Annotated in this window: 18 protein-coding genes; 7 read left to right on the top strand and 11 right to left on the bottom strand. The window is 67.5% G+C overall.

Features of this window, described 5'->3' with window-relative positions; all coding sequences use genetic code 11:
- Window positions 1-13: 13 nt before the first annotated feature.
- From LO55_RS21560 to LO55_RS21595, 8 genes are all read right to left on the bottom strand, one after another.
- Complete coding sequence (locus LO55_RS21560) at window positions 14-2365, bottom strand: DNA internalization-related competence protein ComEC/Rec2 (RefSeq protein WP_071363054.1); 2352 nt, start codon at window positions 2363-2365, stop codon at window positions 14-16.
- Between the two features lie 62 nt (window positions 2366-2427).
- Entirely contained in the window at window positions 2428-4098 is a 1671-nt protein-coding gene (locus LO55_RS21565) for a T6SS immunity protein Tli4 family protein (RefSeq protein ID WP_071363055.1), read from the bottom strand.
- Window positions 4095-5801 carry an esterase/lipase family protein gene (locus LO55_RS21570; protein WP_071363056.1) on the bottom strand — a complete coding sequence of 569 codons (1707 nt, stop codon included), beginning with the start codon at window positions 5799-5801 and terminating at the stop codon, window positions 4095-4097. Before LO55_RS21570 ends, LO55_RS21565 begins: the two co-directional genes overlap by 4 nt.
- Complete coding sequence (locus tag LO55_RS21575) at window positions 5798-8620, bottom strand: type VI secretion system Vgr family protein (RefSeq protein WP_083415498.1); 2823 nt, start codon at window positions 8618-8620, stop codon at window positions 5798-5800. The genes LO55_RS21570 and LO55_RS21575 overlap by 4 nt, the downstream gene beginning before the upstream one ends.
- 141 nt (window positions 8621-8761) lie before the next feature.
- Complete coding sequence (locus LO55_RS21580) at window positions 8762-9562, bottom strand: TatD family hydrolase (protein ID WP_071363057.1); 801 nt, start codon at window positions 9560-9562, stop codon at window positions 8762-8764.
- A gap of 3 nt (window positions 9563-9565) precedes the next feature.
- The gene (gene lolD, locus LO55_RS21585) at window positions 9566-10267 is read right to left on the bottom strand and encodes a lipoprotein-releasing ABC transporter ATP-binding protein LolD (RefSeq protein ID WP_071363058.1); all 702 of its coding nucleotides are present in this window, start codon (window positions 10265-10267) and stop codon (window positions 9566-9568) included.
- Window positions 10260-11525 (bottom strand): lipoprotein-releasing ABC transporter permease subunit, encoded by a 1266-nt coding sequence (locus LO55_RS21590; protein WP_071363059.1) that lies wholly within the window; start codon window positions 11523-11525, stop codon window positions 10260-10262. Before LO55_RS21590 ends, lolD begins: the two co-directional genes overlap by 8 nt.
- Window positions 11526-11563: 38 nt before the next feature.
- Window positions 11564-12847, bottom strand: a complete 1284-nt coding sequence (locus LO55_RS21595; RefSeq protein WP_071363060.1) for a lipoprotein-releasing ABC transporter permease subunit — start codon at window positions 12845-12847, stop codon at window positions 11564-11566.
- A gap of 159 nt (window positions 12848-13006) precedes the next feature.
- On the opposite strand from LO55_RS21595, the gene LO55_RS21600 reads away from it, so the two are divergent.
- Both LO55_RS21600 and recJ read left to right on the top strand, forming a co-directional pair.
- A complete protein-coding gene (locus LO55_RS21600; RefSeq protein ID WP_071363061.1) occupies window positions 13007-14023 on the top strand; it encodes a hypothetical protein in 1017 nt (338 codons plus the stop codon).
- Between the two features lie 19 nt (window positions 14024-14042).
- Window positions 14043-15746 (top strand): single-stranded-DNA-specific exonuclease RecJ, encoded by a 1704-nt coding sequence (recJ, locus tag LO55_RS21605; protein WP_071363062.1) that lies wholly within the window; start codon window positions 14043-14045, stop codon window positions 15744-15746.
- Here recJ and LO55_RS21610 read toward each other — a convergent pair.
- Window positions 15743-16501: a YdcF family protein gene (locus LO55_RS21610; RefSeq protein WP_005670255.1), complete on the bottom strand. Its 759-nt coding sequence runs from the start codon at window positions 16499-16501 to the stop codon at window positions 15743-15745. The two genes, recJ and LO55_RS21610, sit on opposite strands and share 4 nt — an antisense overlap.
- 145 nt (window positions 16502-16646) lie before the next feature.
- Between LO55_RS21610 and LO55_RS21615 the strand changes: the two genes are divergently transcribed.
- On the top strand, window positions 16647-17759 hold the full coding sequence (locus LO55_RS21615; protein WP_005670253.1) for a metallophosphoesterase: 1113 nt from the start codon (window positions 16647-16649) through the stop codon (window positions 17757-17759).
- A gap of 3 nt (window positions 17760-17762) precedes the next feature.
- On the opposite strand, the gene LO55_RS21620 is transcribed toward LO55_RS21615, so the two are convergent.
- Window positions 17763-18851: an MBL fold metallo-hydrolase gene (locus LO55_RS21620; protein ID WP_071363063.1), complete on the bottom strand. Its 1089-nt coding sequence runs from the start codon at window positions 18849-18851 to the stop codon at window positions 17763-17765.
- Window positions 18852-19189: 338 nt separating this feature from the next.
- Here LO55_RS21620 and LO55_RS21625 point away from each other — a divergent pair, with 338 nt between their 5' ends.
- From LO55_RS21625 to LO55_RS21635, 3 genes are read left to right on the top strand one after another with little or no spacing between them, the layout of a single operon-like run.
- A complete protein-coding gene (locus LO55_RS21625; protein WP_071363064.1) occupies window positions 19190-20353 on the top strand; it encodes a sialidase family protein in 1164 nt (387 codons plus the stop codon).
- Window positions 20353-21066, top strand: a complete 714-nt coding sequence (locus tag LO55_RS21630) for a hypothetical protein (protein ID WP_071363065.1) — start codon at window positions 20353-20355, stop codon at window positions 21064-21066. Before LO55_RS21625 ends, LO55_RS21630 begins: the two co-directional genes overlap by 1 nt.
- 4 nt (window positions 21067-21070) lie before the next feature.
- Window positions 21071-21892 (top strand): hypothetical protein, encoded by an 822-nt coding sequence (locus tag LO55_RS21635; protein WP_071363066.1) that lies wholly within the window; start codon window positions 21071-21073, stop codon window positions 21890-21892.
- A 46-nt stretch (window positions 21893-21938) separates the two neighbouring features.
- Here the strand turns inward: LO55_RS21635 and LO55_RS21640 are convergent, their stop codons facing one another.
- Window positions 21939-22382 (bottom strand): YybH family protein, encoded by a 444-nt coding sequence (locus tag LO55_RS21640; RefSeq protein WP_071363067.1) that lies wholly within the window; start codon window positions 22380-22382, stop codon window positions 21939-21941.
- A gap of 124 nt (window positions 22383-22506) precedes the next feature.
- Between LO55_RS21640 and LO55_RS21645 the strand changes: the two genes are divergently transcribed.
- Window positions 22507-22944, top strand: a complete 438-nt coding sequence (locus tag LO55_RS21645) for an antitoxin Xre/MbcA/ParS toxin-binding domain-containing protein (protein WP_005670241.1) — start codon at window positions 22507-22509, stop codon at window positions 22942-22944.
- Window positions 22945-22946: the final 2 nt, after the last annotated feature.

The raw sequence follows: 22946 nt of genomic DNA on the forward strand, positions 1-22946 counted from the left end.
AACTGGCGGGGCGTCACCGCCCGTGCCAATAGCGCGCGTGGGTCTCGCGATGGGTCTCGACCCGCAGTTCGTGGCCGAAGCGCAGCGTGACTGCGCCGCGCTCGTCGGTGCGCAGGCGCCGTATCCCGTGCTCGGCGTAGCGCTCATAGACCGCTTTTTTGGGATGCCTGTAGCGATTGCGATGGCCAACCTGGAAGATGCCCAGCGACGGCCCCACCGCCTGCAGGAAGGCGGCGGTCGACGAGGTGCCGCTGCCGTGGTGCGGCGCCAGCAGCACGTCGGCCCGCAACCGCTGCGCGCCCATGCGCAGCAGCGCCGCCTCTTGCGCCGCCTCGATGTCGCCGGCCAGCAGGATCGCCTTGCCATCGGCGCTCACCCGTAACACGCAGCTGCGCGCGTTGGCTTTCAGGCGCGGGTTGGCGTAGCTGGCGGCGTCGGGCGCGAGCATCTCGAAGCGCACGCCGTCCCACTCCCAGCCCTGGCCGGCCAGGCAGCGCTGCCGGCGCGCCGCCATGCGCAGCAAGGGATGCGCCGGCGGCAGCGACGATTTGACCTCCCCTACCTCCAGCGTTTCCAGCACGGCGTCGGCGCCGCCGACGTGATCGAGGTCGCTGTGCGACACCACCAGGGTGTCCAGGCGCCCGATGCCGCGTCCGCGCAGGTAGGGCAGGATGACGCGGGTGGCGCCGCTGGCGCCGGGCGCGTACTGCGGGCCGGTGTCGTACAGCAGGCGGTGGCGCCGGGTTTCGACCAGCAGCGCCATGCCCTGGCCGACGTCGAAGGCGGTGACGCTGAACGCGCCGGCTGGCGGCGCCGTCGGCAGCTGCGTCAGCAGCGGGGTCCAGGCCGCGAGACCGGCCCAGCGCAGCGGCCAGCCGCGCGGCGCCAGCATCCATGCGGCGCCGAGCAGCGCCAGCGCGAGGATCCAGGGCGACGGCGCCGGCGCGGTCCATACCGCCAGCTCGGGCGCCGCCAGCCGCTGCAGGGGCCAGGCCAGCCATTCGATCGCCAGGTGGGCCACGCCCAGGACCAGGTCGGCCAGCGGCGACGGCAGGATGCTGCCGACCAGCGCCAGCGGCGTCACGAACAGGCTGATGACGGGGATCGCCACCGCGTTCGCCACTGGACTGACCAGCGAAATCTGGCCGAACAACAGCAGCGTGAGCGGCGCCAGGCCGATGGTCACGGCCCACTGCGTGCGCGCGGCCACCAGCAGCCCCGCGCGCCAGCCGCGCGTGCGCTCGCCGAGCCGCCCGCTGCAGGCGTACAGGATGGCGGCGACGGCGCCGAAGGACAGCCAGAAACCGGGCCACAGCATGGCCCAGGGATCGAGCAGCACGACGATGCCCAGCGCCAGGCACAGGACGTGCGAACTCGATGCGATGCGGCCGCACCAGAGCGCGGCCGCGACCACCGCCAGCATGTAGAAGGTGCGCTGGGCCGGCACGCCGAAGCCGGCCAGCAGCACGTAGATCAGCGCCACCGCCGCTCCCGCCAGGGCGGCGGCCTTCTGGGCCGGCAGGCGCAGCGGCAGCTGGGCGTCGGTCCAGAACGAGCGGCGCCACAGGCTGGCGACGATCCAGGCCGCGAGGCCCGCCACCATCGTGATGTGCAGGCCGGAAATCGACACCAGATGGCTGATGCCGGTGCGGTTGAAGACGTCCCAGTCGTCCTGGTCGATGCCGCGCTGGTCGCCGATGACCAGGGCCACGATCACGCCCGCGTAAGGCTCGCCTTCGAGGATGGAGAGGATGCGCGTGCGCAGGTAGCCGCGCGCGCGTTCGATCGCGTAGCCGGCGCCCGGGGACCAGTCGTCGAGCCGTTCGTTGCGGCTGCCTGCGGGGCGGACGTAGCCGGTGGCGCGCACGCCCTGTTCCAGCAGCCAGGCTTCGTAGTCGAAGCCATGGGGGTTGGCGTTGCCGTGGGGGCGCTGCAGGCGCACCACCAGGCGCCAGCGTTCGCCGGGGTGGATGAAGGCGGGATCGGCGGCGGCGGCGCCGTACCAGGACAGCACGATCCTGGGCGGGACGGTGGCGCCGCGCGTCTCGGTGTGGGCGACGTCGAAATGGAAGCGCACGCCGCCGTCGAAGCGGTGCGGGAGGCTGGCGATGGCGCCGATGACGGTGATGTCGCGGCCTTCGTCCCTATGTGGCAAGGCATTGTGCAGGGCCAGGTGGGCGGTCAAACCTGCCCAGGCAAACCCAAGAAGTGCGCCCGCGCAGATGACCGTCGGCGCGCGGTCTCGCCATCGGCACGCCAGCACCGCGGCAAGTGCGCACACGAGCAGGTTCGGCGCCGAGGGCAGCGCCGCCTGCAGCTGCATCCAGGCGGCGCCGGCTGCAAACGCGAGGATGGCCAAGCGCATGGCTGAGTGTCTCGATCCTCGTCGCTGTCGACAGGACGGGAAAACCTGGTGGCCGCAACGATCTAGCTGGCCGAGGCAGAATCCGCCGCGCGTACGAGTTGCCAGGCGCTGCGTCGACGGATCAACTCGGTGTGGGCGACGCCATTCCGGCGCGGCAGCGCCTGGAATGTCGCAGCTGGCAGCAGGGCGCCAGCCGCGAACCAGCGGGTGCCGTCCAGCGCCTGGCTGTCTTCACAGCGCCACCAGCCGCTCGCCGGGCACTTCCATCCAGTCTTCGCCACACTCCCGATTGCCATGTCGACATGATTGAAAGGCGCCGCCCCTGCGGGCATATTGCCATGCTCGGAAACGCCCAATGCCTGCTCCAGCCCGGGCGGCTGCGTCTTGCGCTCGCTGTTGCGCTTGTCCACCAGTGCCCATAAAGTCGCGTTCGCACTCTCGTAGCTGGGCTGCACGCCCCGCAAGCGCTGCCACATGGTTTGCTCAGGGAGCAACAGGGCCTGCGGCATGGTCTGGCCCTGCTTCAGGAACTGACGCTGCCCGCCCAGAACGGAAATGCCATTCCCTCCGTCGCCACAGTGCCACCATCCGGTCTGGGGGCAGGTCTCCCCTGCCAGGGCGCTCGTTCCCAGCGCTACCGCGGGACGGTCAGGCTTTGTATTGGCCGCCGGGGCAGCCGGTCTGGGCCGGATACTGGTGACGATGCTTTCCCATAATTCGAACATGGCCTCTTCGGTCAGCGTCGACTGTACCGGCTTGCCGCCAGAAACCGGGTTGACGCCCGACTCCAGTTCGAGCTTCAGGCGCGGCGCGTGGACATCGTCCTGGTTGCCGGCCATCTCCCATTGAAATGAATAGCCGGTCGTGAAATTCGGCTCGCGCGCGCGCAACACCAACTCTTCGCCCAGCAGTCCATTGATCGTGCGCTCGTGCTCACGTAGATGGGAAAACGCGAGCCGCATGAACATCGGAAAACGGGATACCGCTCTTTCGTGGCGTGCCAGCAGGCCAGGCGCCGGGCTGGTTCCCGACATCGAAGACAGGGCGATGTTGACGTCCGGATGACCGGGGATTCCGGCGAACATCACGACCGTCTCGACATTGTCGTGTTCATAAGGGTCCTGGAGAATGATATGTCCAAGACAAAGGCCACTCTCGCTCGGTATTTCCTCGTCAGCAAGTGGCCGGATGCGGCTCAGTATCCTGGTCAAACCGTCGATGTATCTGGGTGCGACCCACTCGATCTCTCCGGTGACGCTCACCCCGGGAAATCGGAGCATGCTGAGAAACTGGAGGTTTTCGCTGTAAAAGTAGCCGTGATCTCCCAGTATTTTCGTGCGCCGCCGATTATGCACGAAGGTTTTTCCGTGCCCTGAGCCAACCGTGAGCTCCTTGCTGGCCTCCAGGCTGGGTTGACCATCGTCGTTGACGGCGCCCGCTATCTCGCGTTCTTCCAGGCGCAAGCGCTCCGCGAACTCCTCCGCGGATTCGGCATTGGAAGTGGAGATATCAAAGCCGCCTATCGCGCCATACCGCATGGTGACCTGTGCATCTGCCGGCAAGTCGATCAGGAAGCGCCCCACGCAGCGCGTCTTCATTTTCTCGGTCATTTTCGCTACCTTCTGCTTGTCGTAGTCCGCCTGCACCGAACTGGCGATCAGCGACATGAGCGCCAGCACGAACGCTGTCAGCCCACACACCCATCGCACTCGCCTGCCGCCGAGCCGCTTCATTTGATTTCCTGAACGATCTTGACGATAAGATGCCGTATCAGGAGGCGCATCGCCTCGGGCTCGAGGCTTTGCTGATGCCGAAATCCGATCGGCGCGAACGTCTGCCTTACATGCGACGAAGGTCCAGCACCGGATTGGACCGGCACGGTCTCGTCACCAGGGGCGTCTTCTGGCCAGACGAAGAAGCGCAGCTGCAGATCCCGCCCCACACGTACCTCGCGGTCGCCGTTGTGTGCAGCCGATACAAGTGTTGCGGCGCGAATCAGCGACGGGGACAGCGCGGTGGGATTGATCGACGGCTCTCGCGCCACCCATCGGACTTGTCCAAAGGCCTTCAATTCCTTGTCCGCACCGTAGAATGCGTAAGTATGCGGGTGGTAGTAGGGTTTCGGCGGCGAATTGCCATCAGCCCCCGTCATCAGCAGTTTCGTATGTAACTTTTCAGCGGCGCCAATTGCCTCGGATATGAGGTCGACAACAGCGATGCCAACCTTACCGTAACGCTTGGCCGGATCGGCAAGTTCCGGATCGATCATGCGATACCAGGATTTCATATCACGATAGAAATCGTAGGGATTACCATCCGGTAGCGATAGCAGGTCGCGCACCTCATCGCGGCGGTTCACCGATCGCATCGACTTGATGACAATCCAGGGCCGGGGATACAGATGGTTCGGCAACAGTTGCAGGGCGCCCGGCGAAACGGCCATGACCGGCGTCGTTTCTGCACTGCTTTCGCCGATGATGTCAGCGATGGCGGCAGCCTTACGATTATCGCCAAAGCCGTTCGTGAAGCGCCCGCCTTCGGTGCCGCATGCAATGCGCCGGTAGGCGACTGGTGCGCCTAGTGCCGGCATCGTGGCATGGATGACCCCGGCAATATCCGGCGCGCTCCCATCCCCGGGTGGACTCAGCCGCGCGCAGGCCCGCGCGACCAGGCCGCCCATCGAATGGGTTATCAGGATCACTTTTTCGCACTGGTGCTTGCGCTCGGTCCAGAATGCCTTGATCGCGTCGATGCGAGTGCGCAGCCGGCGCGCCGAGTCTTCGCACGAATTGAGCCAGTTGTAGCCGAACGCATACACCGGATATTGGTAGGCGGCATATTTCTCCAGCTCGGCCTCCGTCACTTTCTCTATTTTGCGTACGCCCCACGACGACGCCTCGGTCTGCATGACCCTGAGCCAGAAGTGACGTATCTCGCGCGTACCACGAGGCGACAGCTGGAATGTCTTGTCCAGATGGCGCTGCAAATCGACGAGAAGCGCACCGTAAGATCCTGCGTGCACTTCTCCCCAGCCTCTCTCACGCAATACCCCCGGATCGAACACATTCGGTGCGAATGCCAACTCGCCGCCTGGGTCTACTTCGAGAGTGCTGGCGTCCAGGATCCGCTGCCGTTCGGAAGGACTGCGCACAGACCATTTCAACGATTCGAGATAGCCGTCGATATTGCCGCTTGGCGGGCGCCAGGCCGATTCACCCGGCCTCAGGATGTCATCCGCCCTGGGTTTCATGTCGGCCCTGGCCCGCAGATTGGACCCCATGATTCCAGGCACGAGAATCACCGGAATCACCTTGCGCGACCCGATAGTGACCCGGGCCCTCACCTTGAAGGCCGTCGGCGTCGCGACCGTATGCGCTACCAGGCTTCCATCGCGATCGATAGTTGGCTGGGGAATTGGACGGGTCGGCTCCTTCATGCCCGGCCCGCACCGGGATCGTCTGGTTCGTCGTCGGGTAACACGCGGATTTCGATGTCGCCCATCGCGTAGCTGCTCAGGATGCTGGTGCGTCCCTCGTCGTCGGTGACGCCCTGGATGCGCGTGCCGTCTTCGTGGCGCGCGACGTAGCGCTTGCCGCGGGCCGGCAGATTGGTCTGGCGGTCGATCAAGACTACCCGCTCGTCCGTCTCCAGTTCGGTCGCCGGCAGGCGCAGGCCGGCGGGCGTGCCGCCGCCCGGAGACAGATGCTCGACCGAGGCCGCCCTGACCACGTGCTTGCCGCTGCTCTGGTGTGTGATGGTGCCGCCGTCCCAGTCGGTCTGGGTGCCCTGCGATACCACTTTCACCGACGGCGCTTCGAGCTCGATGCCGGTGGCGGCGATCAGGCGGATACGGTTAGAGGACTTGATCTCGATGTCGCCGCGGTGGGTCTCCACCACGATGTCGCCACGGGCGGCGATCAGCTTCATGCCCAGCTCATAGGCGAACATGCTGAGCGCGCGCGAGGCGCGCAAGAAGAGGCTGCGGCCGGTCGCCATTTCGGCGTCGCCGGTCGAGACGATGTCGACCTTGGTCTGGGCGCCGAGAGCGATGCTGTCGTCGCTGGCCAGCACCACGCCGGCCGGGGCATGCACAGCCACCAGCGGCTCGCCCCCCGTTCCCGAACCCGGCGCGACATTCGAGCCGTCATGCCAATGGCGCAACCGTTCGGCCAGCGCATCCAGGCGCGGCTTGGCTTCTTCACTCTCGCCATGGTCGCCCGCCAGCCGCCCGAGCGTGTCCAGCACGCCGTGCATCGCCTCCGCGATCCCGACCAGGCTGGCGCGCTCCAGCTGGGCGCCGGCATCAGTCTGCTTGCCGCCCGCGCTGAGCAGGATGCCTTCGCCGCCGCGCAGCGCGACCGCCTTGTCGCTGCGCAGTTCCGCGCCTTCGCCGCGCGCGCCGGCCTGGCCGTTCGCGCGCGGCTCGGACAGCCAGCCGAGATTGAGCTCGGAAGCCGCATGTTCGCTGGCCAGCTGCACCGCGATCTGGCCCGGCGTGTCGTCGAACAGCAGCTGGCCGCCGCGCGCACCACCGATCTCGCGGCTGCGCATCCCCGACAGATACCGGTTGCCCGGCAACTCCCCTGCCCTGCTGAGCGCCGGCGGCTGCGCACGCTGGTTGTACAGCTGCGACAGGATCACCGGCCGATCCGGGTCACCGCCCATGAAGGCCACCAGCACCTCGGTGCCCACGCGCGGCAGGCCGAGCGTGCCGGCCTGCTGCTGGCTGCCCGGCCCGGCGCCGGCCCAGTTGGAAGCCACCCGCACCCAGGCCGAATCGGCAGGCGTGTCGGACGCGCCGGCGCCGTGCGCATGGCGATGGTCGCTGGTGCGCATGCCGGGAAAGCGGATCTTGACCCGGCCCAGCGCATCGCAATGGACCTCTTCGCCGGGCGGGCCGGTGACGATCGCGCTTTGCAGCTGCGGATGCGGCAGGTCGACCCGCGGGTCGAAGCTGGGCACCAGCGGGATGCCGCGCCGGACCGCGTCGAAGCTGACCCGCACCCGCACCGCATCGAGCGATGGCGGCGTGTCTGGAAAGGCGGCGTCGTCCATCCAGGCGCCCATCAGGCGCCGCACGCGCGCCGCGACGTCGGCCGGCAGGTTGTTCTCGGCCTCGACGTGCAGCGCGGTGATGGTGAAGTCGCGCTCGGCCGCCGGGTGGGTGTCGATCTCGGGATGGCCGCTCAGGGTGAACCATTCGCCGGCGCGCAGGTCGCGCACGCTGCCCTCGCCGTGGAAGCACTTGGTCTCGAATTCGTGCCGGTTCATGCGCACCTGGCCGAGGCGCCAGTGGTCTTCGACGTCGTTGCCGGCATGCGGCATCTCGACCTGGTAGTCGTCGAGGCTGGCGGCAAGCTGGTTGCCGCTGCGGCCCTGGTCGGCCATGCTGCGCGCGGTGGCGGTCATGAACTGGGTGCCGAGCGGGTTGCGGTAGTCCCAGCTGTGGCGCGTGGTGCTGCCCGCCTGCAGGCGGCGCGCGGCGCTCCAGGAGACGATGGTGTCGCGTTCTTCGCTGGCGCCGCCGCGGTGGTAGCGCACGGTGCCGGCGCCGTTGCGCGGCAGCGAGTTGGAGTCGGCGAACAGCACCAGCGTGTGCACCGGCGACGTGTCGCGCTCGACCTCGAGGTTCCGGGTGCGCGCATGGCCGGGGCGGAAGGTCCAGGCCACGCCGCGCCGGCGCAGCAGGCGGCGCACGAAGGCGGCGTCGGACTCGTTGTATTGCATCGTCTGTTCGCGCGGCGGAAACTGACGCATGTCGAACAGCGGATCGAGTTCGTATTCGAAGGCGCTGGCCAGCACGCCGTTCGATTGACGCCATTCGTCGAACAGCACCTGCACGATCTCGAGTTCGTTCTGGTAGCGGAACACGCGACTGTTGACGCGCTTTTCCATGATCGCCAGCGCGTCGCGGATCACCAGCTGGTAAACGCCCAGGCCGCCGTCGTAGTCGCCGGCGCGGGCTTCGGCCACGATGCCGCAGGCGCCGCGCAACTGGCCGCGGTCGGTGACGAACTGGATTTCGGCCGGCAGCGCGATCAGTTCCTTGAGCGGCAGGCGCGGGGTCGAGGCGACGCAGGTGACGACGTATTCGAGGCTGCCGCAGACGGATTCGCTGCCGCTCACCCGCTGCGGCAGCAGGACTTCATCGGCGAGGTGGTCGGCGTGGCCCAGGCGCAGGCGGATCGGCCGGTGCGCCGTCGTCAGCGATTTCTCGTGCTGCAGCATGCGCAGGAATTCGCTCGCGCTGTCCAAATCTGTCTCCTGTCCGGTGATCGCTGAAGTCAGCGTAACTCGTCGAAACAGAATCTTGGCACGGCGGTATCAATTACGGTTTGCTCGCGCTCACAATTGACGAGTGAACTACGTCGAAAACCGATACTCGTGGCTTTCGTGTCAAGGACACAGCGCGGCCAGGCGGGGAATGGCCGCCAGCGAGGCGCGGTAGGCGGCTTCGCGCACCTCGTCCACCCCGATCCCGCGCAATTCGGCCAGGGTGGCGCCGATGCCCGGGAGTTGATCGGGACTGTTGCGTCCCGGATGAATCCAGCTCGGTGCGATGTCGGGCGAGTCGGTCTCCAGCACGATCGATTCCAGTGGCAGCTCGGCCGCCAGGCGCCGGATCTGCAGCGCGCGCGTGAAGGTCATGTTGCCGCCGAATCCCAGGTGAAATCCCAGCTCAATGAAATTCTGCGCCTGCTGGAAACTGCCGTTGAATGCATGGGCGATGCCCCCTGGCGGGCGAATCTGGCGCAGGTGCTTGAGCACCTGGTCTTGCGAGCGCCGCACATGGGTCAGGACCGGCAGGCCGAAGTCGCGCGCGATGCGCAACTGTTCGCGGAAGAACCGCTCCTGCTTGTCGCGCATGGCGGGTTCCTTCAGTTCGGGAATGAAGAAATCCAGCCCGATCTCGCCGATGCCCACGAAGCGCGGGTCGCTCATCGCCTGCTCGACCCGCGTGCGCATATAGGCCAGGTCGTCGTCCCGCGCCTGCGGCACGCAGATCGGGTGTATCCCGAGCGCATAGCAGGCATTCGGGCTGCCGTGCGCCAGGCTGGCCACGGCGTCGAAATTACCCCGCTCGACCGCCACGATCACGATCATCGACACGCCGCTTTCCTGCGCCTTGCGCGCCACGCCAGCGCCGTCACCGCCGTACTCGCGCGCATCCAGATGGACGTGGGTATCGATCCACATGGTTCAGCCTTGCGCCGGCTGCAGGCCGTGTTCCGTCATGCGCAGCACGCGGTCGCAGCGGCGCGCCAGTTCCATGTCGTGGGTGACGATCACGAAGGCGGTGCCGAGGGTGCGCGACAGTTCGAGCATCAGGTCGAAGATGATCTGCGCCGTGGTGTGATCGAGGTTGCCGGTCGGTTCGTCGGCCAGCACGCATGCGGGCTGGGTCACCAGCGCGCGCGCCAGCGCCACCCGCTGGCGCTCGCCGCCCGACAGTTCGCCCGGACGGTGCGCCACGCGCTTGCCCAGGCCCACGCGTTCCAGGATCGCCTGCGCGCGCTCCATCGCGACCGGGCGCTGCTCGCGCCGGATCAGGAGCGGCATCATGACGTTGTCGAGCGCCGTGAACTCGGGCAGCAGGTGGTGGAACTGATAGACGAAGCCCAGCGCCGTGTTGCGCAGCTCGCCGCGGCGCGCCTCGGACAGGTTGGCGAAATCCTCGCCGTGCAGGGTCACCGAGCCGCTGCTCGGCGTATCCAGGCCGCCCAGCAGGTGCAGCAAGGTGGATTTGCCGGAACCGGAGGCGCCGACGATGGCGACGCGCTCGCCGCGGTGGACGGCGAAATCGATGCCGTCGATCACACGCACATTGGCGTCGCCCTGCTTGAAGGTTTTGCCGAGGCTGCGGCAGGCCAGCACCGGGGCGCCGTTGAATGCATCACTCATAACGCAGCGCCTCCGCCGGTTTCACGCGCGAGGCGGCCCAGCTCGGATACACGGTGGCGGCAAACGCCAGCAGCACCGAGATGACGCCGATGACGGCGACGTCCGGTCCATGCAGGTCGGATGGCACGGTACTGATCAAATATATATCTTTGGACAAGAACTCCACTCCCAGCAAACGTTCGATGAACGGAACGATGACATCGATGTTCAGGCTCACCGCCACCCCCATGCCGACGCCGGCCAGCGTCCCCAGCACGCCGATCACCCCACCCTGCACCATGAAGATCTTCATGATCGATTGCGGCGACGACCCCAGCGTGCGCAGGATCGCGATATCGGCCTGCTTCTCGGTCACCGTCATCACCAGGCTCGAGACCAGGTTGAAGGCGGCCACCGCGATGATCAGGGTGAGGATAATGAACATCATCTTTTTTTCGGTCTGTACGGCAGCGTACCAGTTGGCGTTGAGCTTGGGCCAGTCGCGCACCGTCAGGTCACCGGTCATCTGGCCCTTCAGCTGCTCGGCCACTTCAGGCGCCTCGCGCATATTGGCGATGCGCAGGCGCAGGCCGGACGGCGCCGGCAGCCGCTCCAGGCGCTGGGCGTCTTCCACGTGGATGAAGGACAGCGCCGCGTCGAAATCGAAGTGGCCGGCCTCGAAGATGCCGGCGACGGTGAAGCTGCGGGTGCGCGGCACCATGCCGGCCGGCGTCACCTGGCCCTGGGCCAGCACCATCGTGACCTTGTCGCCCAGGCCGACGCCGAGCGCGCGCGCCAGCGCGTAGCCCAGCACGATGTTGAAACTGCCGGGCTTCAGGGCGTCGAAGCTGCCGGCGCGCACCTGGCGCGCCACGGTCGAGACCTTGTCTTCCTCGCCCGGCAGCACGCCGCGCACGATCGACGGACGCATCACGCCGTCGCGCACCAGGAGGCCCTGGGTCTCGACGAATGGCGCCGCGCCCAGCACGTTTGGATTGCGCAGCGCCTCCTGCGCGGACGCGCGCCAGTCGGGCAGACTGCCGGAAGCGTCGAATACCTCGATATGGGCCAGCACCGACAGCATGCGGTCGGTGACCTGTTTCTGAAAGCCGTTCATCACCGACAGCACGATGATCAGGGCCGCGACGCCGAGGGCGATGCCGGCCACCGAGATCAGCGAAATGAAAGAGATGAAGCTGCTGCGCCCGCTGCGCTTGCCGGCCCGCGTGTAGCGCAGGCCGACCTGCCACTCATACGGCAGTTTGTGGATGATGCTCATGTGTTCCCATGATCGGATTGGTGATGACTGCTACGGTGTTATTCATACCTGAGCGCCTCGGCCGGCTTGACGCGCGACGCCGCCCAGCTCGGGTAGATCGTGGCCAGGAAGGACAGCAGCACGGCCACGCCGCCGATCCAGCCGACGTCGCGCCACAGCAGCTCGGACGGCATCTCGCTGATCAGGTAGACCTCTTGCGACAGGAAGTGCACGCCGAGCACGCGCTCGATGGCCGGCACGATGACATCGACGTTCAGCGCCACCAGCACACCCAGGCCGACGCCGAGCAGGCCGCCCAGCATGCCCACCAGCGTGCCCTGCACGATGAAGATCTTCATGATGCCGCGCGGCGAGGCGCCCAGGGTGCGCAGGATGGCGATGTCGGCCTGCTTGTCCTTGACCGTCATGACCAGGGTCGAGACCAGGTTGAAGGCGGCCACCGCCACGATCATGGTCAGGATAATGAACATCATGTTTTTCTGCGACTGCACGGCGGCGAACCACACGGTGTTTACCTTGGTCCAGTCGCGCATGATCAGGTCGCCCCCCATCGACTGCTGCAGCTCGTAGGCCACGCGCGGCGCCTGCTGCAGGTCGGCCAGGCGCAGGCGCAGGCCGAGCGGCGCCGTGGCCCCGGTCGCGGCCTCGGCGTCGACAATGTTCACCAGCGCCAGCGTGGAATCGAATTCGAAGTGGCCGGCCTCGAAAATGCCCGACACCGTCAGCGCCCGCGAGCGCGGCAAGGGATTTTCGCCGGGCGAAGCGGCGCCACCCAGGATGCCGCTGCTGGCCACCAGCAGCGACACGCGGTCGCCGACGCCGACGCCGAGCGACTTGGCCAGCGCACGGCCCAGCACGACGTTGAAGGATCCGGGACGCAGCGAATCGAAGCTGCCTTCCTTCATCTGTTTGGCGACGTCGGATACCTTGGCTTCCTCGGCCGGCTCGACCCCGCGCAACAGGGCCGGCTTCATGACGCCATCGACCAGCAGCATCGATTGCGCATCGAGGAAAGGCGCGGCGGCGCGCACCTCGGGATGGCGCAGCGCATCAGCGCTTGTCGCGCGCCAGTCCGGCAGCGCGCCGCGCGCATCGAAGATCTCGACGTGCGCCAGCATCGAGAGCATGCGGTTGGTGACTTCCTTCTGGAAGCCGTTCATCACCGACAGCACCACGATCAGGGCGGCCACGCCGAGGGCGATGCCGGCCACCGACGCCATCGAGATGAACGAAATAAAACTGTTGCGGCCGCTGCGCTTGCCGGCGCGGGTATAACGCAGGCCGATCTGCCATTCATACGGAAGTTTATGGGTGATGCTCATACAATCCTGTCGGTTCTTGTTCTTTTGGCTGCGCCAACCCGGCAGTTTGCCAGACAAACCACTTTTGTGGCGCGGATTAGCAAAAAACCATGTGCAAACGCCGGCCGGCAAGCCAAGATCAAACCCGCCGGCCGGCCGATTTTGGCCTAAAATAGCGGGATGGCTCATATTACGCTTGTCCTGCCGTTCGCCCTCCCGCTCCCCGAATTCGCTCCCGACCTGGTCCGCGCCCTGCAGGCGCCGGCGCTGGCCGCGCTACTGTCGCGCACGTCGAGCGACCGGCGCGCCCCCAAGGCCGACGTTGCCCACGCCCTGCCGCATGAAACCTGGCTGGCGCGCGAGCTCGGCCTTGCCAACGATGGCCATACCCCGTTCGCCGTGGCCGCCATGCGCGGGTTCGGGCTCGAACCCGGCGCCGGCCGCTGGCACCTCGTCACGCCGGCCCACATCCAAATCGCGCGCAGCCACCTGATGATGGCCGACACGCGCCAGGTGAGCCTGGACGACGCGGACGGCCGCGCGCTGTTCGAGGCCGCCCGGGGCCTGTGCGAAGAGATCGGCCACGAACTGCGCTACGGCGACGCCCACACCTGGTTCCTGCGCGCCGACGACTGGACCGGTTTCGAGACCGCCAGCCCGGACACGGTCGCCAATATGGACCTGACCGACTTCATGCCGAAGGGCGTCGGGGCGCAAGCCTACCGGCGCCTGCAGAACGAGGTGCAGATGGCCTGGCACGCGCACCCCGTCAACGCCGCGCGCGAGGCGCGCCGGCTGCCGGTGGTGAACGCGTTCTGGGTGTGGGGTGCAAGCATGCAGGCGCAGCCGCCTTCGACAACGATGGCCACCTATGCCGTCCCCGGTTGGCTGGCCGCCCTCGGCCAGCAGCGCCTGACGTCGCTCGAACGCCTGGACGGCATCCTGGCGCAGGATGGCCTGCTGGTCGCCGGCAACCTGGGCGAGGCGGCGCTGGCCGCCGACTGGAACGGCTGGCTGCAGGGCATGCAGCACCTCGAAGACACACTGTTCGCGCCGCTGCTGGCTTCCCTCAAGGATGGCCGCGTGCGCGAACTGCGCCTGGTCCTGAGCAGCCGCGAAGGCCTGGCCGAGCACACGACGACCGCGATGGCGCAGCGCAAATTCTGGCGCCGCCCGACATTGGATTCACTCATTTGACAACATCGTTGACCGCATTTTGACGACCTCGACCCGTATCTCCACCCGCCCCTGCCCGTTCCGCATCTCGGAACTGCTGCGCCAGGATGGCGTCCACCCAGTGCTGGCGCGCATCTATGCCGCGCGCGGCCTGGAGCACGTGCGCGAACTCTCGAGCGAGCTGGCGGCGCTGTCCCCACCCTCGGGCCTGAAGCACATCGACGCCGCCGCCGTGTTCCTGGCCGACGCCATCCAGGCCGGCAAGCGCATGACCATCGTCGCCGACTACGATTGCGACGGCGCCACCGCCTGCGCGGTCGCCCTGCGCGGCCTGCGCGCGATGGGCGCCGAGGTCGACTACTTCGTGCCCAACCGCGTCGTGCACGGCTATGGCCTCACGCCCGGCATCGTCGAGATCACCGCGCGCGAAAAGAATCCCGACATCATCGTCACGGTCGACAACGGCATCGCCAGCATCGAGGGCGTGCTCGAGGCCAACCGGCTCGGCATCGAAGTCGTGGTCACCGACCACCACCTGCCGGGCGACACGCTGCCCCCGGCGCGCGTGATCGTCAATCCGAACCAGCCCGAATGCGGCTTCCCCAGCAAGAACCTGGCCGGCGTCGGCGTGGTGTTCTACGTGCTGCTGGCCCTGCGCGCCGAGCTGCGCCGGCGCGGCGTGTTCGACGCCCAGACCCAGCCCAAACTCGACAGCCTGCTCGACCTGGTTGCGCTGGGCACCGTGGCCGACGTGGTCAAGCTCGATGCCAACAACCGCATCCTGGTCGCGCAAGGCCTCAAGCGCATGCGCGCCGGCCGCATGCATCCGGGCGTGGCCGCCCTGTTCCGCGTGGCCGGCCGCGAAGCGCGCTGCGCCTCGCCGTTCGACCTGGGCTTTGCCGTCGGCCCGCGCCTGAACGCCGCCGGCCGGCTGGAAGACATGGCGCTCGGCATCGAGTGCCTGACCACCGACGACGAGGGCCGCGCCTGGGCCATCGCCCAGCAGCTCAACGAGATCAACCTCAAGCGGCGCGAGATCGAGGCCGAGATGCAGGACACCGCCCTGCTGCACCTGGATACCTTCGAGCCCACCAGCGCCAGCACCATCGCCGTGTTCGACGAAGGCTGGCACCAGGGCGTGATCGGCATCGTGGCCTCGCGCCTGAAGGAAAAATTCTATCGGCCGACGATCACCTTCGCCCCGGCCGGCGACGGCTGGATCAAGGGCTCGGGCCGCTCGATCCCGGGCTTTCACTTGCGCGATGCGCTCGACCTGGTGTCCAAGCGCGTGCCGGGCCTGATCGACAAGTTCGGCGGCCATTCAATGGCGGCCGGCCTGTCGATCCGCCACGACGCCTTCGAGCATTTTTGCCAGGCCTTCGAGGCGGTCGGCCAGGCCTGGCTGACCGAGGCCCAGCTCGAGCGCATCGTCGAGACCGACGGGCCGCTGGAAGATGAGTTCTACTCGACCCAGTTCATCGAACTGATGGATGGCCAGGTCTGGGGCCAGGGCTTCGCGCCGCCGGTGTTCTGCGACGAGTTCCGCGTGATCAGCCAGCGCGTCCTGAAGGAGCGCCATTTGAAACTGCTGCTGGAGAAAAACGGCCGCCGTTACGATGCGATCTGGTTCGGGCATCCCGACAGCCTGCCCGAGCGCGCGCGGGTGGCGTTCAGGCTCGATGCGAATGAATACAATGGGGTGACCAAGGTGCAGTTGCTGGTGGAGCATGCCGAAGCGGCCTAGCTCGACTTCAGCCGGTACCAGGCAATCCCGATCAGCTCATACGAGGCATACCACGCGCGCCGCATGCCTTCGGCACTCGGCGCCCAGGCGCCCGCGCCGCGCGCCTGCTCGCCGAAGAACATGGTCGGCGCATCCGTCACCTGCAGCCCGCCGCGCTGGAATACGGTGCGGGCGCGCTCCATGTGCATCGCATCGGTCACCAGCAGCACGCGTCCGACCTTCTCGGGACGCAGCAGCGCGGCGCTGAACATCGCATTCTCGGCCGTATTGCGCGAGCGTCCCTCGACCCAGCGTACCGGAACCCCGAAGTCCTCGCGCAACGCGGCGGCCATCGCATCGGCGAGGCTCATGGCGCCTGGACCTGGCGCGCCGCCGCTGACCAGGATCGGCAGCCCGGTGCGCCGGTGCAGGTGCGCCGCGTAGCGCAGGCGCGCCAGCGCGATATGGTCGGGGATGTCGCGGTCGCCGTATTCCGGCGCCGCCCGCAGGCGGCCGGCCGCCAGCACCACGATCGCCTGCGCCCCGGCCTTTTCCGGCTCGCGCAGCGGGGTCGCCATCGCTTCCAGCGGCCGGACCAGGAAGCCCGCGCCGGCGCCGCTCGACAAGAAGACCAGCAACGCCAGCGCCGCGCCGGCGACGATGCCGCCGGCACGGCGCCAGCGGTGGCGCAGCAGCAGGCCGATCGCGATCAGGAGGAGCAGGCTGGCGGGAGGAAGGATCAGGTTGCGCGCGACCGCGTTAAGCAGTTCTGTCACTGGGGCGATGGTTCATGAACGGGAACAACGCAGTATAAACCCGACACTGACCTAAGGATAATTCCTGGCGACATGCAGATTGCATTCCCGCTATGATTGCCCGGTTCTGGACTACGCTCGCCGGCCCGAACCGGTGTAAGTACGCATGTTTTCACTCATCCTCAACGGCATCGGCACACTGATGCATTTCTACGTGGCGCATCGCCTGTATGCGCTGGCGCCGATACGCACGCGCGTCAAGGCGCGCTGGTGGTGGCTCGGCGCGGTGGTGGTCTGGGCCGTCTACCTGCTCGGCGTGCGCCTGGGCGACGCCGCCCTCGACTGGCGCTGGTGGCCGGGTCAGTTCGCCATGACCTGGCTCGGCATCCTGTTCGTGATGACGCAATACCTGCTGCTGGCCGACCTGGCGACCGGCTTCGGGCTATGGCTGCGCCAGTGGGCGCCAGGGATCCTGGCGGCCGGCGCCATCGCCGGCGTGTCGGTCAGCGCCTTCGCCATCTTCCAGGCGGTGCGCGCGCCCGGCATCGTCGAGCACGAATTGACGCTGGCCGGACTGCCGCAAGCGCTCGACGGCACGACCCTGGTCGCGATCAGCGACACCCACCTCGGCGCCCAGCGCCGCGCCGCCTGGCTCGGCAAGCGGGTCGACCAGATCAATGCCCTGGAACCGGCCGCGGTCGTGATGCTGGGCGACCAGGTCGAGGACGAGCCGATCAACGACGACCAGTTGGCGCCGGTGCTCAAACGCCTGCGCGCGCCGCTGGGCGTGTGGGCGGTGACGGGCAACCACGAATACTACGGCGACGCCGGCGGCACGATCGAGGAATTCTCCGCCGGCGGCGTGCAATGGCTGCGCGACGAGCGGGTCGAGATCGCGCCCGGCCTGCACCTGGCGGGGCTGGACGACATCGGGCGCGCCATGCGCGGCGGCGGTGATATTTACGCCGGACTGGAGCGCACGATTCCGAGCCGCGCGCAGGGCGCCACCATCCTGCTGGCGCACATCCCGGCGCCCGGCCTGGTCGAACGCGCGGCGCGCGAAGGCGTGAGCCTGATGCTGTCCGGCCATACCCACGGCGGCCAGATCTGGCCGTTCAGCTACCTGGTCAAGCGCGAATTCCCGCACCTGGTCGGACTGCACCGCGAAGGCGACATGCAGCTGGTGATCAGCCGCGGGGCCGGCGGCTGGGGGCCGCGCATGCGGCTGTGGCAACCGGGCGAGATCCTCAAGCTGACCCTGCGCGCGCCGCAACCGTGAGTGTCAGCGCGGGCCCGACGCGCGGTAGGTCTCGCCGATCTTCATGACGAAGAATTCGTCATCGGCCACGCCCTGCGCCTTGCGCGCGGTGGCCAGGTCGATCGCGGCCTGGTCCAGCCTCTCCTGCCCCATCGGATACGTCCCCCAGTGCATGCCGACGCTGCGTTTGACGCGCAGCTCGCGGTGGATGCGCACCGCTTCGTCCGGGCTCACGTGCGAATTGCGGTACCAGACCGGCTGGTAGGCGCCGATGCCGATCGCCGCCAGGTCGAAGCCGTCGAAGCGCGCCGCGATGTCCTGGATGTCTTTCGAGTACCCCAGGTCGCCCGAGAAGAAGAAAGAATGCCCCGGGCGCGTCACCGCGAAGCCGCCCCACAGGGTCTCGTTGCGGTCCCACAGCGAGCGCGCCGACCAGTGATGCACCGGCAGCAGGTGCAGTTCGAGCCCCTGGTAGACGGTCTTGTCCCACCAGTCCAGCTTGACGATGCGAGAGCGGTCGCCGCCGGTGACGTTCTTTTCCAGCCACAGGTCCACGCCCAGCGGCGCCACTAGCAGCGGCGGGCCGCCGGCCTGGCGGTACAGCCGGCGCAGCGAGTCGCGCGACAGGTGGTCGTAGTGCGAGTGGCTGATCAGGACCACGTCGATGCGCGGCAGGTCGGCGAGCGCCACGCCCGGCGGCTGGTGACGCTTCGGCCCGGCGAAGGACAGCGGCGAGGCGCGTTCGTCGAACACCGGATCGAACAGCAGGTTCACGCCCGTCCCGGTCTGGAACAGGAAGGTCGCATGGCCGATCCAGGTCAGCGCCGGGGTGCCGCGGTTGGCGTGGATGAAGGCCAGGTCGGGCGCCACCGTCGGAATCGGCGCGCTCGGGGCGCGCACGGATGCGTCCTCGGTCCAGTTCCTGATGCGCGCCGCCCAGCCCTCGAAGAAGCCGAGTGTCGGGCGCTGGTAGGCGGGGTTGTTCGGGTAGTTGTTGGCGAAACCTTCGGGCCGGTGGTGCGGCTTGCTGGAGTCGAAATAAGGATGTTGGTTCGCACACCCAGCCCCAAGCAAGACAAGGATCAGGATGAGTAGTACGGGTAAAGTACGCATGCAGCAGAGTCCGGGCTGTCGAAAACGCAAGTATAGGGGCAGTTGCAGGCGGAGTTGTGGGCTTGTTATCGAGAAATTGCCGATAACTTGGCAAGCTGGCCATGATCTGCCCTTACCTGGCGGTATCCAGCGTGTCATGACGCCTGTCCAGGCATCGATTTCGGACCGATATCGCCTCTGACTGATGTGTTTTCCGTGGCTTTCCGGTACGATAGCGCCTTTTGCTGGCTGGCCATTTAGCGCTAGCAACCCCGCAGCGACATCCTCGCCTCCCGGGACGTTCAATGCTCGAACCCGCGGTGCAGGACGCAAAGCTGGGTTCCCTCTACTGGAAGCGAATGGAGAATCCCCAGATCCCTCAGCCGCGCCCCCGCAATCTCGTCTTGCTCGGCTGTGTGCTGCTCGTGCTGCTCATGATCGGCGCCGAGGGCCTGCGCTGGAGCCGCAGCGCCCACGCCGCCGGCCAGCCGAGCCTGGCCGGCGCCATGCGCGGCGGCCCGGTCACGCTCACCGAACTGTCGAGCACCCATATTCCCGCGCCGCAGGGCATGCCGTCGGCCCACGCCAGCTCGATGACGCCGCTGCCGGGCAACCGCATGCTGGCCTTCTGGTGGGCCGGCAGCCGCGAGAGCGGTCCCGACGTCAAGGTGTATGCCTCGACCTGGGCCAATGGCGCCTGGAGCGCGCCGTGGATGGTCGCCAGCCGCGAGTCGCTCGGCGCCGCGCTCGGTTTCGGGGTGCGCCGCATCGGCAATCCGGTCGCCTGGACCGACCGCGACGGCAAGATCCACCTGTACGTCGTCGCCACCGGCCTGGGCGGCTGGGCGGCGTCGCGCATCGCCCACATCGTGTCGAACGACCAGGGCGCCAGCTTCCGCGTGCGCCGCGTGCTGCCGACCTCGCCGCTGTTCAACACCAGCGCGCTGGTGCGCACCTCGCCGCTGGCGCTCAGCGACGGCGGCTGGTGGCTGCCCGTCTATTTTGAGATCGGCAACAAGTATCCGATGCTGATGGCCTTCGACGCCCAGGGCAACCCGACCTCGCTGGCGCGCATCGGCCAAAGCACCTCGACCCTGCAACCGGCGATCGTGGCGGTGTCGAAGACCGAGGTGCGCGCCCTGCTGCGCGACGACAGCGACGCGCGCCGCATGCAGCACGCGGCCAGCCTCGACGGCGGCGCCAGCTGGCAAGACCTGCCGGCGCTCGACCTGCCCAACCACAATACCTCGATGGCGGCCATTCGCCTGTCCAGCGGCCGGTTCCTGATGCTGCACAACCACGCCGTCGACGACGCCTCGGCGCGGAGCAGGTTGCGCCTGTCGATTTCCGACGATATGCGCACCTGGCGCACGGTGGCCGACATCGCCAAGGGTAAGGCCGGCGACGAATTCTCGTATCCGACCCTGCAGCAGGTCGGCGACGAACTGCACGTGACCTACACCTGGCAGCGCCAGGCGATCGCCCACCACCGCTATCGCATCAACGCCGGAGGACTGATTTGATGAACCTGCCGGATCTCTCGCTGCAAATGCTGTACGGGCGCCTGGGCTGGGCGATCGTCCTCGCCACCCTGGCGTGCGCGCTGTGGCGCCGCTCGGCGCCGATGTCGCGCGTGGCGCTGGCCGCGGTGCTGGCGCTCGCGCTGGCGGCGATGGCCCTGCCGGGCGAACTGTCGCCGGCCTGGTGGCTGGGCCTGGCCTTCCAGTATCCGAGCGGCCTGCTGGTCGGCTGCTGCCTGCTGCGCCTGGCCGAGCGCTGGCATGGCATCCGCCGCAGCGAGGTGATGCCGCAGGCGCTGGCCGGCATGCTGGTGGTCAGCGGCGCCCTGCTGTATCTCGACGCCGTCGGCTTCCTGGCGCGCGGTTTTTATTATGCCGGCTTCGGCCAGGCCGCCGCGCCGCTGCTCGGCATCGCCGCCGCCATCGTCTGTGTCGTGGCCATCATGCGTGGCCATGCGCGCGGGCCGGCGGCAAGCCTGCTCGGCGCGCTCGCGCTCTTCGCGCTGCTGCGCCTGCCGACCGGCAACCTGTGGGATGCCCTGATCGACCCGCTGCTGTGGGCCTGGGCCGTGGCCGTGCTGCTGGCCGCCGCGCTGCGCCGCACCGGACGCCGCGCTTCCGACCGCCTGGCGGAACCCGAACCCGACCCGGTCCAGGCGCCAGCCCCAGGACTGCAGCCGCTGGCGGCCGAACATTTTTCGTCTTTGAAGGAGTAATTTAGTGGTAGATAACAAATGGTACAAGCATCCGGTGATCATCTCGGCCAGCATCATCAACGCGTTCTGCCTGCTGCTGGCCCTGATCTGGGCCAACAATCCGCATGAGCTGTCGCGCCTGCTGGTGGAAGACGGCATCGTCGAATGGATGCAGTTCCTGGCATTCTCGCTGACCTCCGGCCTGCTCGGCTATGTCGCGCTCGACCGCTGGAAGACCGAGGGCTTCAATCTCGGCGTGCTGGTGCTGGCCGGCCTGACCGGCCTGGTCGCCCTGGCCGCGCTGGAAGAGATCAGCTGGTTCCAGCGCATCCTGCAGATCCAGTCGCCGGAATGGTTCCTGCAAAATAACCGCCAGGCCGAGACCAATCTGCACAATCTGGGCTTTGGCAAGGAAAGCCTGCACAAGGCCGTGCTGCTGAAGGTCATCGTCATCACCGGCCTGATCCATAACCTGTTCCTGCCGCTGCTGGCGCTCAAGCGTCCGGCGATCCGCGCCTTCGTCGAGCGCTTCGGCCTGTACCTGCCGCCACTGGCCGCATCGGTGCCGTACCTGATCCTGGTGATCCTGTCGCACCTGCTGGTCGACCATCCGCGCAAGGGCGAGCTGGGCGAGACCTTCGGCGCGGTGCACTATATGGCCACCGTGTTCGGCGCCTATTTCGTCGGCGTCGCCTATGGCAAGAAACCGCTGTTCGAAGGCATCAACGCGCGCCGCGTGTCGGTGCTGTTCACGCTGCTGATGTTCTATCTCCTGATGACGGGCTGGATGCTCAGCGCGGGCGCCGGCGCCGATGCGGCCATCGCCACGGGCCTGGGCGCAGACTAAAGCGTCAACGGGGCGGCGCACGCGTCGCCCCAACTTATCCTCACGACTACTTCCTGCAGTCGCACCCGCGGTCGAACACGACCGCCCATCTCCCCGGCGCTTCCAGCCGCCACACCGTGTTGAAGCTGCCGATGCGGCGGCCGGCCGCATCTCGGATCGGGCCGCTGCTGTAGGCCAACGTGCCCGACTCGACCACTTCCACCTGCTCGGGTTCCCACGAGAACGGCGGCTGCTGGCCGTCGTAGTAGCGGCGCCAGGCTTTCAGCACCGCGTCCTTGCCGCGCTGGGCGTCGCTGCCCGTCATGAACACCGCCTCGCGCGACAGGTAACGGCCGAAGCCCTCGAAGTCGCGCCCCGCCATGGTGGCGGCGAAGGCGCGCTCGTGCGCCAGCACCTGGTTGCGCAAATCATCGTGCGAAACACGCGCACGGCCGGCGGCGATGGCGGCCACCAGGCAGACGACGATCAATGATAGCGAGCTGAGGCGCATTCCGCGAGGTCGAAACTTTGCTATTTGGCAATTGAGCGATTCTGTCACGGGGCGGCCCGCTTGACAACCGCTCCTTGCACGCTATCCTGAAACGGAGTATAACCACTCCATAACCGGAGGAATTATGAGCCTAGCCTACGCCTACCCCAAGAGCCGCTTCGAGCCGGCTACCCTGGTCGACCTCCATTCGCGGGCCGAGCGCGAGCGCTTGTCGCAGTCGGCGCTGAAGGGTTTCTTCCGGCTGGCGACGGCCTGGAACCTGCGCGACGACGATGCGCGCGAACTGCTCGGCGGCCTGTCGTCCTCGGCGTTCTACGACTGGAAGAAGAACCCCGACCGGGTGCTCGAAGTCGACCGCATCACCCGCATTTCTTACCTGCTCGGCATCTATAAAAGCCTGCACATCCTGTACGGCGACAAGCTGGCCGACGAATGGGTCCAGCTGCCCAACACCAACCCCATCTTCGCCGGCCGCACGCCGCTTGCCTTCATGCTCGGCGGCGGCCTGCTCGCGATGCAGAGCGTGCGCCGCCTGCTCGACGCCCGTCGCGGCGGCCTGTAAAC

The sequence above is a fragment of the Massilia timonae genome (assembly GCF_001866515.1).
In the GTDB taxonomy this organism is placed as follows: domain Bacteria; phylum Pseudomonadota; class Gammaproteobacteria; order Burkholderiales; family Burkholderiaceae_D; genus Telluria; species Telluria timonae.

Coding starts and splice junctions, on each gene's coding strand:
- LO55_RS21590 (WP_071363059.1), bottom strand. CDS start 11,525: ATGAGCATCATCCACAAACTGCCGTATGAGTGGCAGGTCGGCCTGCGC.
- LO55_RS21625 (WP_071363064.1), top strand. CDS start 19,190: ATGGAGAATCCCCAGATCCCTCAGCCGCGCCCCCGCAATCTCGTCTTG.
- LO55_RS21580 (WP_071363057.1), bottom strand. CDS start 9,562: ATGTGGATCGATACCCACGTCCATCTGGATGCGCGCGAGTACGGCGGT.
- LO55_RS21620 (WP_071363063.1), bottom strand. CDS start 18,851: ATGCGTACTTTACCCGTACTACTCATCCTGATCCTTGTCTTGCTTGGG.
- lolD (WP_071363058.1), bottom strand. CDS start 10,267: ATGAGTGATGCATTCAACGGCGCCCCGGTGCTGGCCTGCCGCAGCCTC.
- LO55_RS21640 (WP_071363067.1), bottom strand. CDS start 22,382: ATGCGCCTCAGCTCGCTATCATTGATCGTCGTCTGCCTGGTGGCCGCC.
- LO55_RS21565 (WP_071363055.1), bottom strand. CDS start 4,098: ATGAAGCGGCTCGGCGGCAGGCGAGTGCGATGGGTGTGTGGGCTGACA.
- LO55_RS21645 (WP_005670241.1), top strand. CDS start 22,507: ATGAGCCTAGCCTACGCCTACCCCAAGAGCCGCTTCGAGCCGGCTACC.
- LO55_RS21630 (WP_071363065.1), top strand. CDS start 20,353: ATGAACCTGCCGGATCTCTCGCTGCAAATGCTGTACGGGCGCCTGGGC.
- LO55_RS21560 (WP_071363054.1), bottom strand. CDS start 2,365: ATGCGCTTGGCCATCCTCGCGTTTGCAGCCGGCGCCGCCTGGATGCAG.
- LO55_RS21570 (WP_071363056.1), bottom strand. CDS start 5,801: ATGAAGGAGCCGACCCGTCCAATTCCCCAGCCAACTATCGATCGCGAT.
- LO55_RS21615 (WP_005670253.1), top strand. CDS start 16,647: ATGTTTTCACTCATCCTCAACGGCATCGGCACACTGATGCATTTCTAC.
- LO55_RS21595 (WP_071363060.1), bottom strand. CDS start 12,847: ATGAGCATCACCCATAAACTTCCGTATGAATGGCAGATCGGCCTGCGT.
- LO55_RS21600 (WP_071363061.1), top strand. CDS start 13,007: ATGGCTCATATTACGCTTGTCCTGCCGTTCGCCCTCCCGCTCCCCGAA.